Annotated in this window: 15 protein-coding genes and 2 pseudogenes; 16 read left to right on the top strand and 1 reads right to left on the bottom strand. The window is 50.8% G+C overall.

Features of this window, described 5'->3' with window-relative positions; genetic code table 11:
- Positions 1-50: 50 nt before the first annotated feature.
- From DXC51_RS23660 to DXC51_RS23585, 15 genes and pseudogenes are all read left to right on the top strand, one after another.
- A pseudogene (locus DXC51_RS23660) lies at positions 51-1,202 on the top strand (VirD4-like conjugal transfer protein, CD1115 family); the annotation flags it as partial.
- A 102-nt stretch (positions 1,203-1,304) separates the two neighbouring features.
- Entirely contained in the window at positions 1,305-1,520 is a 216-nt protein-coding gene (locus DXC51_RS23655; RefSeq protein WP_025489041.1) for a Maff2 family mobile element protein, read from the top strand.
- A 17-nt stretch (positions 1,521-1,537) separates the two neighbouring features.
- Positions 1,538-2,410, top strand: coding sequence for a VirB6/TrbL-like conjugal transfer protein, CD1112 family (locus tag DXC51_RS23650; RefSeq protein WP_021639615.1), 873 nt, complete (start codon positions 1,538-1,540; stop codon positions 2,408-2,410).
- 41 nt (positions 2,411-2,451) lie between these two features.
- On the top strand, positions 2,452-2,952 hold the full coding sequence (locus tag DXC51_RS23645; RefSeq protein WP_025489042.1) for a PrgI family protein: 501 nt from the start codon (positions 2,452-2,454) through the stop codon (positions 2,950-2,952).
- On the top strand, positions 2,846-5,245 hold the full coding sequence (locus DXC51_RS23640) for a VirB4-like conjugal transfer ATPase, CD1110 family (protein WP_044914875.1): 2,400 nt from the start codon (positions 2,846-2,848) through the stop codon (positions 5,243-5,245). Before DXC51_RS23645 ends, DXC51_RS23640 begins: the two co-directional genes overlap by 107 nt.
- 38 nt (positions 5,246-5,283) lie before the next feature.
- Entirely contained in the window at positions 5,284-6,075 is a 792-nt protein-coding gene (locus DXC51_RS23635; RefSeq protein ID WP_021639612.1) for a DUF6674 family protein, read from the top strand.
- A 48-nt stretch (positions 6,076-6,123) separates the two neighbouring features.
- Positions 6,124-7,776, top strand: a complete 1,653-nt coding sequence (locus DXC51_RS30675; protein ID WP_021639611.1) for a C40 family peptidase — start codon at positions 6,124-6,126, stop codon at positions 7,774-7,776.
- Between the two features lie 618 nt (positions 7,777-8,394).
- Positions 8,395-10,191, top strand: a complete 1,797-nt coding sequence (locus DXC51_RS23620) for a reverse transcriptase domain-containing protein (protein ID WP_021639610.1) — start codon at positions 8,395-8,397, stop codon at positions 10,189-10,191.
- A 117-nt stretch (positions 10,192-10,308) separates the two neighbouring features.
- Positions 10,309-10,413: pseudogene (locus tag DXC51_RS30795) on the top strand (peptidase P60); the annotation flags it as partial.
- Between the two features lie 21 nt (positions 10,414-10,434).
- Positions 10,435-10,692: a DUF4315 family protein gene (locus DXC51_RS23610; protein ID WP_021639608.1), complete on the top strand. Its 258-nt coding sequence runs from the start codon at positions 10,435-10,437 to the stop codon at positions 10,690-10,692.
- Entirely contained in the window at positions 10,682-11,410 is a 729-nt protein-coding gene (locus tag DXC51_RS23605) for a DUF4366 domain-containing protein (RefSeq protein ID WP_021639607.1), read from the top strand. The genes DXC51_RS23610 and DXC51_RS23605 overlap by 11 nt, the downstream gene beginning before the upstream one ends.
- Positions 11,394-11,582 (top strand): hypothetical protein, encoded by a 189-nt coding sequence (locus DXC51_RS23600; protein ID WP_021639606.1) that lies wholly within the window; start codon positions 11,394-11,396, stop codon positions 11,580-11,582. Before DXC51_RS23605 ends, DXC51_RS23600 begins: the two co-directional genes overlap by 17 nt.
- The gene (locus DXC51_RS23595; RefSeq protein WP_021639605.1) at positions 11,579-13,666 is read left to right on the top strand and encodes a type IA DNA topoisomerase; all 2,088 of its coding nucleotides are present in this window, start codon (positions 11,579-11,581) and stop codon (positions 13,664-13,666) included. Before DXC51_RS23600 ends, DXC51_RS23595 begins: the two co-directional genes overlap by 4 nt.
- Positions 13,663-14,535 (top strand): hypothetical protein, encoded by an 873-nt coding sequence (locus DXC51_RS23590; RefSeq protein WP_021639604.1) that lies wholly within the window; start codon positions 13,663-13,665, stop codon positions 14,533-14,535. The genes DXC51_RS23595 and DXC51_RS23590 overlap by 4 nt, the downstream gene beginning before the upstream one ends.
- A 5-nt stretch (positions 14,536-14,540) precedes the next feature.
- Complete coding sequence (locus DXC51_RS23585) at positions 14,541-14,822, top strand: hypothetical protein (protein ID WP_021639603.1); 282 nt, start codon at positions 14,541-14,543, stop codon at positions 14,820-14,822.
- Between the two features lie 33 nt (positions 14,823-14,855).
- Here the strand turns inward: DXC51_RS23585 and DXC51_RS23580 are convergent, their stop codons facing one another.
- Complete coding sequence (locus DXC51_RS23580) at positions 14,856-15,173, bottom strand: helix-turn-helix domain-containing protein (protein WP_035323924.1); 318 nt, start codon at positions 15,171-15,173, stop codon at positions 14,856-14,858.
- Positions 15,174-15,316: 143 nt separating this feature from the next.
- On the opposite strand from DXC51_RS23580, the gene DXC51_RS23575 reads away from it, so the two are divergent.
- On the top strand, positions 15,317-15,544 hold the full coding sequence (locus DXC51_RS23575) for a sporulation initiation factor Spo0A C-terminal domain-containing protein (protein ID WP_021639601.1): 228 nt from the start codon (positions 15,317-15,319) through the stop codon (positions 15,542-15,544).
- Positions 15,545-15,600 lie beyond the last annotated feature (56 nt).

The raw sequence follows: 15,600 nt of genomic DNA, 5'->3' as shown, positions 1-15,600 counted from the left end.
GCTAACCGGGGGAAAAGCCGGAGATAACATCAAAGGCTTACCTATCGGAACCGTTCCATTACCTGCACAGTGAAACCGACATTCTTTCCCTGGTAACAGTCATCATGGAGAACACCCAGGGCAAGGACAGCAAGGGCGGCGATGACTTCTGGAGCAAGGCGGAAGCCCTGCTGTATCAGGCACTAATCGCCTACATCTACTATGAAGCGCCCGCTGAGGAAAAGAACATGACTACGCTGCTGGATATGCTCAATGCCTGTGAGTGCCGGGAGGACGACGAAAACTTCAAATCGGCTGTTGACCTGCTGTTTGAGCAGTTACAGCAAAAGAATCCTGACCATTTCGCTGTCCGCCAATATCTGAAATTTAAGATGGCCGCCGGAAAAACACTAAAAAGCATTTTAATTAGCTGCGGCGCAAGGCTCGCGCCATTTGACATTCAGGCAGTCCGTGAAATGATGGAGTACGATGAATTGGAACTGGAAAAGCTGGGAGATGAAAAAATCGCACTCTTTGCGGTGGTGTCCGACAGCGATCCGACATTCAATTTTATCTCGGCGATGATGTACTCCCAGATGTTTAACGTGCTCTGCAATCGGGCGCTGACCGTCTATCATGGGCGGCTGCCGGTTCATGTGACTTGCCTTTTTGATGAATTTGCAAACCAAAAAATCCCGAACTGGGAGCATTTGGTCAGCGTTATCAGGTCAAGGAACATATCGGCCCATATCGTCCTCCAGACATACAGCCAGTTAAAAGGAATGTATAAGGACAATGCGGAAACCATTGCGGGCTGCTGTTCGTCGCTGCTGTTTTTGGGCGGCAAAGAAGAAAGCAGTTTGAAGATGGTGTCCACTATGCTGGGAAAGGAAACGATTGATACCTACAATACCAGCGATACGCGGGGAACCTCCCGCAGCTATGGCCTGAACTATCAAAAGCTGGGGAAAGAACTGAAAAGCGTGGACGAATTGGCGGTCATGCCGTCAAGCCGCTGCATTTTACAGGTTCAGGGGGTCAGGCCGTTCTATTCCCGTAAATATGATTTGACCCGCCACCCCATGTATAAGTACACCGCAGACGCGAATCCCAAGTATGCGCTTGATGTAAAAGCGTACCTGGCCCACCGGCTGAAAGTAAAGCCGGAAGATCAATATGAGGTCTACGATCTCGGAGAAGCCGATTCTGAAGAAGCGGCTTAAAGCCCCGCCGTTTGAGTTGCAATTCCCTGTCAAACGGTGGGGCTTATTTTTTTGTTTTTCACCCTATCAACAATTATTTTTCAAATTCAAGGAGGTAAATTTATGGATTTCTTTAACAGTGCGGTATCTTCTCTTTCTACGGTTGTTGTTGCTATCGGTGCCGGTGTCGGCGTGTGGGGAATTATCAACTTGATGGAGGGCTACGGCGGAGATAACCCGGCCAGCAAAAGCCAGGGTGTCAAGCAGCTTATGGCTGGCGGAGGTGTCATTCTCCTGGGCCTTAGAGTCGTTCCCCTGCTGTCCGGCTTATTCAGCTAAGACGCGGGTAACGGCCTATGGATTTTATCATCGACGCAATCAATGAATGGATCAAAAGTTTCCTGATTGAAGCAATCACGGGAAACCTGTCAAATATGTTTGCCGATGTAAATACCAAGGTCGCCACCATCGCGGGGGAAGTGGGCAAGACGCCGGAGCAATGGAACTCCGGCGTCTTCTCCATGATTAACAGTCTGTCACAGTCTGTGATTGTTCCCATCGCGGGCCTTGTTATTGCCGCGATCCTGTCCTATGAGTTGATTCACATGATTGTGGAGAAGAACAACATGCACGATTTCGATACATTCATCTTCTTTAAGTGGATTATCAAGGCGGGAATCGCGGCGTATGTCGTCAGCCATACCTTTGACTTTATCGTTGCCATCTTCGAGGTGGCACAGACGATGGTGCAGCAAAGCGCCGGAGTGATCGACGCGAACGCCAGCATTGACATATCATCGGCCTTAGCGTCCATCACCACAGAATTAGAAGCAAAAGGGCTGGGAGAACTATTTGCCCTGATGTTGGAAACGTGGGTAGTCAGCTTCGCCATGACGGTCATGGGGGCCTGTATCACCATCATCTTGTTCGGAAGAATGATTGAAATTTATATTTACGCCAGCGTGGGGCCGCTGCCCTTTGCCACTTTTGCCAACCATGAATGGGGCAATATCGGCACCAACTATGTCCGGGGGCTTGCGGCCCTGGGGCTGCAAGGCTTCTTAATCATGGTGATTACCGGAATTTACGCAGTCCTGGTCAACACGCTGTCACTATCCGGCGGCGACCTGCACGGGGCAATCTGGTCGTGTGTCGCCTACACCGCGCTGCTGTGTTTCAGCCTGTTCAAGTCGGGCGGCGTGGCAAAGAGTATTCTGAACGCCCATTAAAGCGGGCCGCCACTATGAACGAATAACAGGAGGTGAATGGATTGGCCCATGTAAATATCACAAAGGACTTAACCGAGGTCAAAAGCAAGGTTGTGTTCGGCCTGACCCGCCGCCAGCTTATCTTTTTTGTGCTGGCCGCGCTGGTGGCTGCGCCCACCTACTTTCTGACCCGCGACAGCCTGGGCAACGATATTGCCCTGATTCTGCTGATTGTCACGGCGCTACCGTTTTTCTTCTTTGCACTTTATGAGAAGAACGGCCAGCCGCCGGAAAAGCAACTGAAAAACTATATCCGTGTCCGGTTCCTGACGCGCCATGAGCGCCCCTACCGGACACAGAACCGATTTGCCGCATTGGAACGGCAAGCCTATTTTGACGAGGAGGTGAAGTGGCTTGCTTCAAATACTGAAACTTCCCAGGAGGGAGCCAAAAAAGATGGTCGGGTGGAACGACGAACTGGTGATCCGGCCCGACACGCCCCTGACACCGGCGCAGAAAAAACAACTGGCAAAGGCCATCAAACGGGCAAAGCGCGACGGTAAAATCGCCGCCAGTGCCCAGCAGACCATTCCCTATGAGGAAATGTATCAAAACGGGGTGTGCAGCCTGGGGAACCGCCTTTACAGTAAAAGCGTGGCCTTTGAAGATTGCAGCTATGCCGAGGCTTCCGACGATGACAAGGCTGTGATTTTTGAACTGTATTGCAGGCTGGTCAACTACTTCGGCCCGTCTGTGGCCTTTGAATTGTCCGTAGTCTGCTACTATCCCGATATGGCGGAGTACCGGAAAATCCTGCGGATACCGTCCACCGGCGACGGATTTGACACGATTCGCAAGGAATACAGCGATATGCTGCTCTCCAAGGCGGGCCTGTGTAAAACAGAACGTCGTTTGTGCCTGACCTTTACTGTGGAAGCAGACGATGTTCGTCAGGCGGCTTCCCGGCTGGAACAGATTGAAGCGGACGTACTTGTCCGGTTCAAAGGGATTGGAACCGAGGCTCACGGCATGGACGGTTATGAACGGCTTTTGCTGCTCCACCAGTGCCTGCATTTAGATGAACCGCAAAAATTCCGTTTTAATTGGGATTCCCTGACGGGCACCGGCCTGTCCAGCAAAGACTATATCGCGCCCAGCTCCTTTCAGTTTAAGGAGGGGCGGTACTTCCGCGTCGGCCCGTCAGTCGGCGCGGTTTCCTTTTTGCAGATCCGGGCCACCAAGATTTACGATACCCTGCTCAATGCGCTGCTGAATATCGAAAGCAGCCAGATTGTCAGCATTCACGCCAAAGCACTCGACCAGGGGGCCGCGCTGAAAGCGGTCAAGCGGAAACTGAGCGATTTGGACAAGGCAAAGATTGACGAACAAAAGCGGGCGGTGCGCTCCGGTTTCGATATGGATATTCTGCCGCCCGATCTGGTGACGTTCGGCAAGGAAGCGGAAAAGCTGCTGGAGGATTTGCAGAACCATGATGAAAAGATGTTCATGGTCACAATCCTTTTGGTGCATACCGCCCCCACGAAACAGAAGCTGGAAAACATCATCTATTCGGTGAATGGTATCGCCAACGCCAACAACTGTGACCTGATCCGGCTGGACTATCAGCAGGAACAGGGCTATTTGTCCGCGCTCCCTCTGGGTGTCAATCAGGTGGAAATTCAACGGGGGCTTACCACAAGCGGAACGGCAATCTTCCTGCCGTTCCGTTCCTGTGAGGTATTCCAGCCAGGCGGATTGTACTATGGTGTGAACGCGCAGACGAAACACCTGATTCTGGCTGACCGAAAAACGCTGAAATGCCCCAACGGGATAGTGCTTGGCACTCCGGGTAGTGGCAAGTCCTTTTTCGCAAAAAAGGAAATCGCAAACTCCTTTTTTGCCACGCCCGACCACATTCTGATTCTGGACGTGGAAAACGAATACACCGCTCTGGTGGAGCAGCTTCAGGGCCAGGTACTCTACCTGGCACCGGACAGCCAAAGCTATCTGAATCCGATGGATTTAGACTTATCCACCGATGTAGGGGAATCGCCTATGCTCATGCAGGCCGATTTCCTGCTTTCTCAATGTGAGTTGATGATGGCTTCCTACGGGAACCCGCTTATGCCGATTGAAAAATCGTTGATTGACCGCTGTATCAGTCTGGTGTATCGGGATTATCTGAAACGCCCCACCCCGGAGAATATGCCGATTTTAGGCGACCTGTATCAATGCCTGCGGGCACAGGATAACCACACGGCGGACGATCTGGCTACGGCGATGGAAATTTACGTCACTGGCAGTCTGTCGTATCTGAACCATAGAACCAACGTGGACTTAAATAACCGGCTTGTCTGCTACAACACCAGCAAGATGGGCCAGGGCTTAAAAAAGCTGGTCATGGCAAATGTGCAGAAGCACATCTGGCAGCGCACCACAATTAACCGTTACGCCGGTGTCACCACCCGTATTTTCCTGGACGAATTTCACATGCTCCTGAAAGAGCCGCAGACTGCGGCCTATACAGCCGAGATTTATAAGCGATTCAGGAAATGGAACGGCATTCCCACATCGCTGACCCAGAATGTCAAAGACCTTTTAGCCAGCCCGGAAATTGAAAATATCCTGGAAAACAGCGATTTCATTCTCATGCTCAACCAGGGTGCCAGTGACCGGGGCATTTTAGCCCAGCGGTTAGGGATTTCACCCCAGGAACTGACCCATGTAACCAACAGCGGTGAGGGTGAGGGCCTGCTATTCTTCGGGGATAAGATCATTCCCTTTGTGGATAAATTCCCGCGTGATACACAGCTATACCGCGTTATGACTACCAAGCCCTCCGATCTGGCGGCATAAGGGGCCGCTGATACACAGGGCAGGAAAGGAGATTATTTGTGAACGAAACTTTACAGGTTCCCATCGGAGAACAGGAACATCTTAAAGAATTTTTCAAGCTGTTATCTCAAAACGGCCAGCAACAGGAAGCCTCTGAGTTTTCTTCCCTGGTTACGCAACTGAACCAGATGGAAAAACAGTACACGGCTGTTTTGTCCGAACTGAAAGCAGTCCGGGAGCAGCTTGAGAGCATACAGGATAACGGAATCAAAGCCACGGTGACAAAAAGCGTATCATCGGCACAGCAAAAGGTAGAGCAGGCAAAAGACCAGTTAGGCCATATCAGAACAAGTCTGTCTGATATGGTGAAGCAAACCCTGGCGGCGGTGAAGCAGCACGGCATTTCTGCCCTGAACAAAGCAGCCGACTTTATGGGGATAAAGGCCGCCCTGAACGATATGAGGGATAATCTGAACGCCTCTATCTCCGATACGCAGAAAAGCATAGATCGTATCAACGCTGTGGGGAGTGAACTTCACGCGCTCAATGAGCACGGCAAAAATTTAGGGCGTGCTCTGATTGGCAAGGAAGCCGCCGAACTGACACAGCGGAATGAGGATAAAGGCGTTCTGGCCGCGATTGCAAAACCGTTAAAGAAGTCAAAGGCTATGCTGGAGGGCATGGAAAAAGGCGTGACCCGTGCGTTGCAGAGTATTGACCGTCTGGAAAAGGCTGCGGCCAGGGGGAAAGAAGAAAAGCCCTCTGTCCGTGAGGGCCTGAAAGCGGCGAAGCAACAGGAAAGCAAGGAGAAGCCGCCGACCCCGTCCAAAAAGCATGAAGTGAGTTTGTGATACCAAAATCTGTGAAAGGAGTAAGCCTTAGTATGGTCAATAAATCCTATGAAACGAAAGCGTAATATCTATGACGCGGACGACGCGGCCAGAAGTAAGCGGCTGCGCTTTTCCGCAGAGGAACGGGCCGCCCATGCAGAGAAAAAGGCGGAAGTCCTGGGCCAGAAATTAGAGAAAGCCAAGGCAGAAGTACCCAAGCAGTACCGCCCACGGATAAAGCGGGAATTTGATTCTGCGACTGGCAAAGTCCGCCCTACTCTGCATTTTGAGGAGGAGGTACGGCCACGGGGGAAGAAAAATCCGGCGGCCAAAGGCGCGCTCAAAGCTGGCCGCACCGCTGATCTGGCGGTACACAACAAAATCCGGCAGGTGGAGCATGAAAATGTGGGAACCGAAGCCGCCCACAAAACAGAGTTTGCAGCAGAAAATATAGCGGCTGGTGCGGTCAAAAGCGGCTACCGTTATGCGAAAGACACCCCCTACCGCAAGGTGGATAAGCTGGAGGTCAAGAGTGCCAAAGCCACCGTAAACGCCAATTACCGGGCGGCTGTGCGGGATAACCCGGAACTGCAAAAGCACTCCCTGTCCACGATGTACCAAAAGCGGCGGGTAAAGCGGGAATATGCCAAAGCCTACCGGGAAGCCCATAAAAACGGCAGACGCGGCGCGGCTGCGGTGAAAAAAGCCAAGGAAGCCGTGGGGAACATCGGCCATGCTGCTGTCACGGTCATTAAAAGCAACAAAGGGGTGCTGCTGCTTGTGGGCGGTATCGCGCTGCTGCTTATCATGGTGTTTTCTTCCCTGTCCTCCTGTTCCGTGACAATGGAGGGAGCGATGGGGGCCGTGTTAGGCACTTCCTATACTTCCGAAGATCCTGACATCTTGCAGGTGAACAATGGCTATACCGACCTGGAGAAGCAGTTGGAGCGCCGTATGGCGAACATTGAAAGTGAATTTCCCGGCTATGACGAGTATCAGTATGACGTAGACACCATCGGCCATGACCCCAATGAATTGATTTCGTATCTGACTGCTAAATTCAATGCGTTCACCCCGGCCCAGGTTCAGACGGAGTTACAGGCCCTGTTCGACCAGCAATATATCCTGACTACCCGTGAGGAGGTGCAGATACGCTACCGCACCGTGACCTGGACAGATGAAGATGGCGACGAACATGAGGAGGAAGAAGCCTACGAATATTACATTCTTCATGTGACCCTGCGCAACCGTTCCCTGGGCACGATCCTTTCAGAACGGCTGACAGAGGACGAAAAACAGCGATATGCGGCCCTGCTCCAACTCAAAGGCAATAAGCCCTACCTGTTCGGAGATGACATTTATGCCAATCCCTCCGAGGGTGAGCATTATCAGGTGCCGGGGGAAGTCCTGTCCGACCCGTCCTTTGCCGCGCTGATAACCGAAGCGGAAAAATACCTGGGGTATCCGTATGTCTGGGGCGGCTCCTCCCCGTCAACCTCTTTTGATTGCAGCGGTTTTGTCTGCTATGTTTACACCCATTCCGGTGTTCACAACCTGCCCCGGACTACGGCCACCGGCATTTACAACCAGTGCGCGATTGTATCACGTTCGGAAGCAAAGCCCGGCGACCTGATTTTCTTCACGAAAACCTATAACAGCGACGGGCCGGTGTCGCACGTCGGTATTGTGCGTCCAGAGGGACGAAAGTTAGAAGTAGATTAAAGAAAGGGGGACAGAAAAAAGGCACTACTCCGTAAGATAACACGGGAAACCACCTGCCTAACCGAAAGGCGAAAACTGTACGGGAAAATAGCACGGCAGGAAAGCAGAAAGTTGTTCAAAGACAATAGAGCACGACTGAACTGCAAGGTTAAGTGAATATGAGGATAAAACTAGATTTGTTGAATGTGAGTTCCAAACCTCTGTTACGTGTGGACACAGGAAACTTGTCTGAAACCTGTGGTATGAGTAACGCTGAAAATAAATGCCTTTCAGTGGGTTATCAATTAACTCATACGGTACGCTGGAGAACCAGTAGTAACGGAACGAAAGCATATCCGACAATTCACACTAGCCTACTACTTTCGTCAACTGGAGATTACCTAAACCAGAATGCCAACAATGGCTATGCGTAATGCTCTTGCAGTGATAAATCACAAGGCTATGCTAAGTGAGATGACGCTGAAAATCTGGCAAGGTAACGGAGCTTTCATAGTAGTCTGAGAACCCTGAAAAGACAGGGAAAGCCGTAAAATCGGATACGGGAAAACCGTTCACATGGCGAAGGAAAGCAGTCTTAGCGAATTAAAATTAGAAATTGATTAGGGAGGAAAACCTCAAATGAAACCAACAATGGAGATTTTAACCAAATTACAGGAAAATTCAAAAAAGAACCATGATGAAGTATTTACAAGGCTCTATCGGTATTTACTCCGTCCAGATATATACTATGTTGCATACCAACACCTCTACTCCAACAAAGGAGCAGGAACAAAGGGTGTAACAGACGACACAGCGGACGGTTTTAGCGAAATATATATTGAAAATATCATTGATGCCTTAAAAAATGAAATGTATCAACCAAAACCAGTAAGACGTACATACATCAAAAAATCAAATGGCAAAATGCGTCCCTTAGGACTGCCTGTCTTTACTGATAAGCTGATACAGGAAGCAATACGCATGATATTAGAAGCAATCTATGAGCCTATTTTTTCAGACTACTCTCACGGTTTCCGACCAGCAAGAAGTTGTCATACTGCTCTTGCTCAAATAAAAAAAGAATTTACAGGAGCACGCTGGTTTATAGAGGGCGACATAAAAGGGTGTTTTGATAACATCAATCATGCGGTACTTGTGGAAATTATCAATCAGAAAATTAAAGACGCACGTTTTCTGAAACTCATTCGTTCATTCTTAAAGGCAGGTTATATGGAAGATTGGAAATACCACGAAACATATAGCGGTTGCCCTCAAGGTGGTATCATTTCGCCTATTCTTGCGAATATCTACCTTAATGAATTAGACCGTCACGTAATGAAAATAAAGAAAGAGTTTGATGTGGCAACAAAGGCACGTTATACACCAGAATATACAAAACTGGTAGGACTACGCCAAAGATTACACAACAAAATTAAAAATAGCAACGGTATAGAAAGAGAAAAGCTGATTGAAGAATATAAAACTGCAACGGCTCAAATGCTCAAACTACCAGCGAAACAATGTGACGACAAGAAAATAAAATATGTGCGTTACGCTGATGATTTCCTAATAGCTGTGAATGGCAATCGACAGGATTGTGAGAAGATTAAGCAAGAACTTACAGAATTTATAAGTACCACATTAAAAATGGAACTTAGTCAAGAAAAAACTCTGATTACACACAGTAATACTCCTGCTCGTTTTCTTGGATATGATGTCAGAGTACGCCGTGACCAGCAGATTAAACCAAAAGGAAAATTCAAAACCCGTTCTATGAATAACAAGGTGGAATTGAGTATTCCATTCAAAGACAAGATAGAGAAATTTTTATTTTCAAATGGAATTGTAAAGCAGAGGTCAGACAATGGGAAATTAGAACCTATACACCGACCACAACTGCTTAATAGGACAGATTTGGAAATAGTGACTATTTATAATGCAGAATTAAGAGGTATCTGTAATTATTATGGATTGGCAAGCAATTTTAACAAGCTAATCTATTTCAATTATCTTATGGAATATAGTTGTTTGAAAACACTTGCAGGAAAGCACCGTTCTAAAGTTTCTAAAATTAGAGCTATGTATAAAGACGGTACAGGCAAATGGGCTATTCCTTATGAAACTAAAACAGGAATAAAGAAAATGTATTTTGCGAATTATGCTGACTGCAAAGGAAAGAAGTTTACTGATATTGTTCCACAAACAGCTAAAAATTATTCCCATGACGTAACAACATTAGAAAGCCGATTAAAGGCGAAGATATGTGAAGTATGTGGGTGTACGGAAAATGACAGATACGAAATTCATCATGTAAACAAGGTTAAAAACCTTAAAGGGAAATCAGAATGGGAAAAGATAATGATAGCCAAAAGACGGAAAACAATCGTGGTATGCCACAAGTGTCACATGGCTATACATCATGGCGAAAAGAAATAACCTGTAACGGAGCAAAGATGGAGAGCCGTGTGCATTGAGAAATGCAAGCACGGTTCGGGGAGAGGACTGCACAAACCTACCTTAGAAATAAGGAAAGGCGGTGCTTTCCTACTCTACTATGTGGGCGACGGAATGATGATTCACTGTGGTTCCCCAATCCAATACGCCAACATCAATTCCTCCTACTGGCAGGAACATTTCTATGCGTTTGGGCGGCTTTAACCGCCCGGAAAGGAGTTTTACATGAACGGAAAAATTCAGAAAGTTGAAGCCGAGATTGAAAAAGTCAAGGCTAAAATCACAGCCCAGCAAGCGCGGCTGCGTGAGTTGGAGCAGCAGAAAACCGAACTGGAAAATACGGAAATCGTCGGCATGGTTCGTGGGCTGGACGTTTCCCCCGAAGAACTGGCGACGCTCATTCAGGCGATCCGCAGCGGCAAGGCTGGCGGTTCGCCTGTTGCTTTATCCGCAGAAAAGGAGGATTTGGAAGATGAAGAATAAGCTGCGCTCCCTTACCGCACTGCTGGCCGTGGTGCTGTGCGTCAGTGTATTTTCTATCCCGGCCTATGCACAGAGTAGCGAACCGCAGACCGAACAGGCGGCAGAAGAAACCGCAGAGCCGGAACAGGCCACCCCGAACCCGTTTACCCCCAAGGGCACCGGAACCGTGCTGGATAATGCCACCAGTGAGGACGAAAAAGAGTTTTATACCATTGTGACCCCGGACGAAAACGTATTTTATCTGGTGATTGATAAACAGCGCGACGCGGATAACGTGTATTTTCTCAATGCTGTCACAGAATCCGATTTGATGGCCCTGGCGGAAAAAGACGGGGATACCACCACCGCACAGCCGGTGGAGCCGGAACCGCAACCTACGGTCACACCCCAGCCGGAGGAACCTGTGACAGAGGAACCAAAGGAACCGGAACAGCCGCAGACCCAGGGAACCAGCCCCCTTATGATGGTTCTGATTGGTGTGGCGGTGCTGGCCGTGGGCGGCCTGGGCTACTACTTCAAGATTTATAAACCAAAGCATGAACTGGACGACGCTGCCGATCTTGATGAATTTGAGTTTGAGGGGCCGCAGGAAGAAACCGTCCGGGAGGAAGATTTGGAATCCACCGAATTAACCGCCGAGGAGGAAGCCGAACAGCGCCGGCTTTATGAGGAGGAACAGGACGAACCGGAGGAAATGGACGATGGCCCTGTTCAGTAACAGGCCGGGGCTGGAACGCATGATGAAGCAGAAACCTGATGGGCGGCGGGAGCCGGAGCCACCGGCTCTCCCGTCCGACCACCCCTGCTATGGCTGTGCCTATGGCATGGGGCGGCGCTGTATTGGTGTCTGCTACAAAGAATTGCTGGCCGAAAGGAGGAAACACGCATGAAATTAGTCATTGCGGAAAAGCCCAGTGTGGCGCAGAGTTTGGCGGCTGTGCTGGGTGCCAATCAGAAAAAACAGGGATATTTGGAGGGCGGCGGCTGGCTGGTAAGCTGGTGTGTCGGGCATTTGGTGGGGCTGGCCCCCGCCGACGCATACGACCCCAAGTATTCCAACTGGACATATGAAGATCTGCCCATCGTGCCGACACAGTGGCAGTTTACCGTGGACCCTGGGAAAAAGGATCAGTTTCAGGTGCTGGCCGACCTGATGAACCGGGCCGATGTGGACGGTTTGGTATGCGCCACCGACGCAGGCCGTGAGGGGGAACTCATTTTCCGTCTGGTGTATCAACAGGCCGGGTGTAAGAAACCGATGGAACGGCTGTGGATTTCGTCGATGGAGGAGGAAGCAATCCGGGCGGGCTTTTTGGCCCTGCGCCCCGGTGCAGACTATGACCGGCTGTTTGAAGCGGCCCTGTGCCGCGCCAAGGCTGACTGGCTTGTGGGGATCACCGGCACACGGTTGTTTTCCACCCTGTATCACCGCACTTTGAGCGTGGGGCGTGTGATGACCCCGACCCTGGCCCTTGTGGTGGAACGGGAAAATGCCATTGAGGGATTCAAAAAAGAAAAATTCTATGTAGTGGAACTGGACTGCGGCTTTCCCGCAGCCAGTGACCGGCTTCAGGAGCGCAAAGCGGCGGATAAGCTGCAAGCGGCCTGCACAGGGCAAACGGCTGCTGTCCGCAGCGTGGAGAAAAAACAGAAATCCACCCAGCCGCCCAAGCTGTACGACCTGACTTCCCTCCAGCGTGACGGGAACCGGCTGATGGGCTACACGGCCCAGCAGGTTTTAGACTATGCCCAGGCGTTGTACGAAAAGAAGTTGTTGACCTATCCCCGTACAGATTCCAATTATCTGACCGAAGATACGGCGGCCACCGTGCCGGGGCTGGTGGAAGTGGCTGTTCAAAGCCTGCCCTTTTCTGTAGAGGTGGGGCCGCCTGATGTGGCCCGCGTAGTAGATGGTTCCAAGGTCAGTGACCATCATGCCCTCCTGCCCACCATGCAGGTACGAAGTGATACCCTGGCCGCCCTGCCCGCCGGGGAACGGAATGTCCTGACCCTGGTTATAGTGCGGCTGCTGTGTGCTGTAGGAGAAAAACAGGTTTATGAGGATACGGCGGCGGCACTGGAATGTGGCGGCGTGTCCTTTTCGGCCAGGGGCCGTGTGGTGACGGTTCCCGGCTGGAAAGCCATAGAGCAGATGTTTCTTTCCACGCTGAAGCAGAAAACGGAGAAAGAAGAACCGGAGGCCCGCGCCCTGCCGCCGCTTGCCGAGGGCCAGACGTTTTCCGGGTGTAAAGCTGCGGTGCGTGAGGGGGCCACAAGCCCACCCAAGCATTTCACGGAAGATCTGCTGCTGTCCGCGATGGAACATGCCAGCGCGGAGGAATTTGCAGAGATTGAGGGTGTGGAGCGTACCGGCCTGGGAACCCCGGCCACCCGCGCCGGAGTGCTGGAAAAGCTGGTGCGCGGCGGTTTTCTGGAACGCAAGGGCCGCCAGCTTCTTCCTACGAAAAAGGGGCATAACCTGATTGTCGTGCTGCCGGACAGTATCAAGTCGGCCAAGCTGACAGCACAGTGGGAAGCCGCCCTAAAAGATGTGGAGCACGGCCAGCAGGCCGCCGCTGACTTCCTGACCAGGATTGAACGCATGGTTGCCGATCTGGTGGAGGGCTATCGGGCTGTCCAGGCGGATACGGCCCTGTTCGACCTGCGGGAAAGCATTGGGAAATGCCCCCGCTGCGGAAAAGATGTGGTGGAAAGCAAGCTGAGTTTCCAATGCTCTGATCGTTCCTGCGGCTTTACCATGTGGAAGAATGACCGCTTTTTTACAAACAAGCATAAAGAACTGACAAAATCCATAGCCGCCGCCCTGCTGAAAAAAGGGCGCGTCAAAATGAGTGGCCTGTTCAGTGAAAAGAAAGGGACCACCTACGACGCGGTGGTGGTGCTGGACGATACCGGGAAATATGTGAACTACAAGCTGGAATTTGAGCCGAGGAAAGCAGGTGAAAAGAAATGAATGAGGAACAGAAAAAATGGGATGTGGTGCCCTTTGACACCTTTGAACAATACCTGGGGCCGCGCTACGAAAATGTTCCCGGCGTGGAGTACATTTTGGAAAATGGAACGCTTCTCTATTTCATGGAGGAAGCCCCCGGCGTATATGAATCCGCCGATCATACTGTGACCGGCGCGACGGATAAGCCCAAGCTGTATGTACCCGTTTACGATGGCGACGAATTGCAGCCCTCCTCTTTTGCGGAGGTCGGTGCCCGTGAGCAGTTTGCGGCTATCACGGATTTCACAGTTACAATGGGCCTGCCCGGTGTGAATCAGCGGCAGGAACCGGGCTTTGTGTTGGACAATGGCCTTGTACTGCTGGAAAGTGAACGTGACAGCCAGGGCAACTATAAGGCCGGTGCCGGTATGGACGGAATGTTTCTTCAAACTGGGCGGGTGTTCGCGCCGATCCGCTACGATGGCGGGGAGATCATCGCCTTTGTGGAGCAGCCCCCGGCGCGGGAACGTGAGCAGGAACAGGCAAAGGCCCCGGAACCGGAAAAGCCTGCCCGTGTCAATCAGGGCTATACCATTCTGGAAAGCGTGGACGCTGGCGGCGTGGAGTTTGTTTTGGGGGAGAATCCAAAGGCCGTACAGCCTTTTGTCACCTGGCGGCGCGTGGACGGCGGCGGCCCCACGGATTTCACCTGGGGCCACTACTATAACGATTATCAATCGGCAAAGCGTGATTTGATGGGCCGCGCCCAGGAGCAGCTAAATGACCAGAATGAGGGGAAGCCGCCCTCTCTGCGGGCAAAGCTGCGAATGGCACAGGAGAATAAATCCCTGCCCGGCCCCCATCGGCCCGCCCCGGAGAAAGAGAGGTAACGCCCATGACGTTGACGAAAGTGGAACAGGAAACGATTGTTTTATTCAATGAAGCGGAGGCCACGGCCAGCGTCTATACCCACAATGCCGCCTTGCAACGGATATTGCTGGAACTGTGTCAATCCCACCCGGCCCAGGCCAGCCGGACGGAGGACAACCGGCATGGCGGCCTGACCTTTGAGATACCGAAGAAGTGGGTGAAAATCGCACCGCCGCGGGCGCTCTCCGAAGCACAGAAAAAGGTTCTGGAGGATATGAACCGCAGGAACCAGGAACGCAGAAAGTAAGAACAGGCGGTATCTCTTTCCAGATACCGCCTGCTACTTCTCCGCATTTTTCAGTTGCTTAATAAACTCAATCATGGCCCGAATATCCTGCTCCGACATCGTGTGAATGTAGCCGATGGCTTCCTGCTCAATCAAGGAAGTTTCGTGTTCCTCGTTGAAAAATTCCATCGGTGTTGTACCCAGGTATTCACAGATATAAAGAAATTCGCTCATAGATGGGAGCGCCCTGCCGGACGTGATACTGCGGATATAGCTGGTACTGTGACCTAAATCCAGGCTCATTTTTCGTTCAGAAACCTGCTTTTGCTGCCGCAGCTTGGTAAGCCGGTTGCGTATAAATTGTTCGTCCATCATCATTCCTCCTGTTGGTAATTTTAATTCACGCAAAAGGCAAAACCGAGCGATTGTATCGCCAATTTTGTTGAATTAAGCGATACAATCGCTTATAATGTCATTGAATAAGCGAATATAGTTTTTACCCAGGAGGAAATTTTATGAGCATGAGGAGAATTTACCGGAAAGTAGCAAAAGAATACGGCGTCACCCCAAAGGAAGTACGGCAGGAAATACAGCATTGCATTACAGCCGCCTATACCGACCCACTGAACCAAAATGAGATAACAAAAGCCTACCAGAAGCGGGTGCCGTGCAAAGGCAGCATACCCACACCGGAAGAATTCCTCCGGTATATGGCCGACAATGTAACACAGGAAGATTCATAAGAAAATGAGTAAACAACACTCGGAATTTGCTGACAGCAGGTTCCGAGTGTTGTTGT

The organism is Eisenbergiella massiliensis (genome assembly GCF_003435485.1).
The sequence above is the reverse complement of the archived record's forward strand: the minus strand, read 5'-3'. Positions and strand labels throughout refer to the sequence as shown.

Bases quoted from the DNA above. Each gene is read 5' to 3' on its own strand.
- DXC51_RS23655 (WP_025489041.1), top strand. From the start codon at position 1,305: ATGGATTTCTTTAACAGTGCGGTATCTTCTCTTTCTACGGTTGTTGTT.
- DXC51_RS23650 (WP_021639615.1), top strand. From the start codon at position 1,538: ATGGATTTTATCATCGACGCAATCAATGAATGGATCAAAAGTTTCCTG.
- DXC51_RS23640 (WP_044914875.1), top strand. From the start codon at position 2,846: ATGGTCGGGTGGAACGACGAACTGGTGATCCGGCCCGACACGCCCCTG.
- DXC51_RS30675 (WP_021639611.1), top strand. From the start codon at position 6,124: ATGAAACGAAAGCGTAATATCTATGACGCGGACGACGCGGCCAGAAGT.
- DXC51_RS23620 (WP_021639610.1), top strand. From the start codon at position 8,395: ATGAAACCAACAATGGAGATTTTAACCAAATTACAGGAAAATTCAAAA.
- DXC51_RS23610 (WP_021639608.1), top strand. From the start codon at position 10,435: ATGAACGGAAAAATTCAGAAAGTTGAAGCCGAGATTGAAAAAGTCAAG.
- DXC51_RS23605 (WP_021639607.1), top strand. From the start codon at position 10,682: ATGAAGAATAAGCTGCGCTCCCTTACCGCACTGCTGGCCGTGGTGCTG.
- DXC51_RS23600 (WP_021639606.1), top strand. From the start codon at position 11,394: ATGGCCCTGTTCAGTAACAGGCCGGGGCTGGAACGCATGATGAAGCAG.
- DXC51_RS23595 (WP_021639605.1), top strand. From the start codon at position 11,579: ATGAAATTAGTCATTGCGGAAAAGCCCAGTGTGGCGCAGAGTTTGGCG.
- DXC51_RS23590 (WP_021639604.1), top strand. From the start codon at position 13,663: ATGAATGAGGAACAGAAAAAATGGGATGTGGTGCCCTTTGACACCTTT.
- DXC51_RS23585 (WP_021639603.1), top strand. From the start codon at position 14,541: ATGACGTTGACGAAAGTGGAACAGGAAACGATTGTTTTATTCAATGAA.
- DXC51_RS23580 (WP_035323924.1), bottom strand. From the start codon at position 15,173: ATGGACGAACAATTTATACGCAACCGGCTTACCAAGCTGCGGCAGCAA.
- DXC51_RS23575 (WP_021639601.1), top strand. From the start codon at position 15,317: ATGAGCATGAGGAGAATTTACCGGAAAGTAGCAAAAGAATACGGCGTC.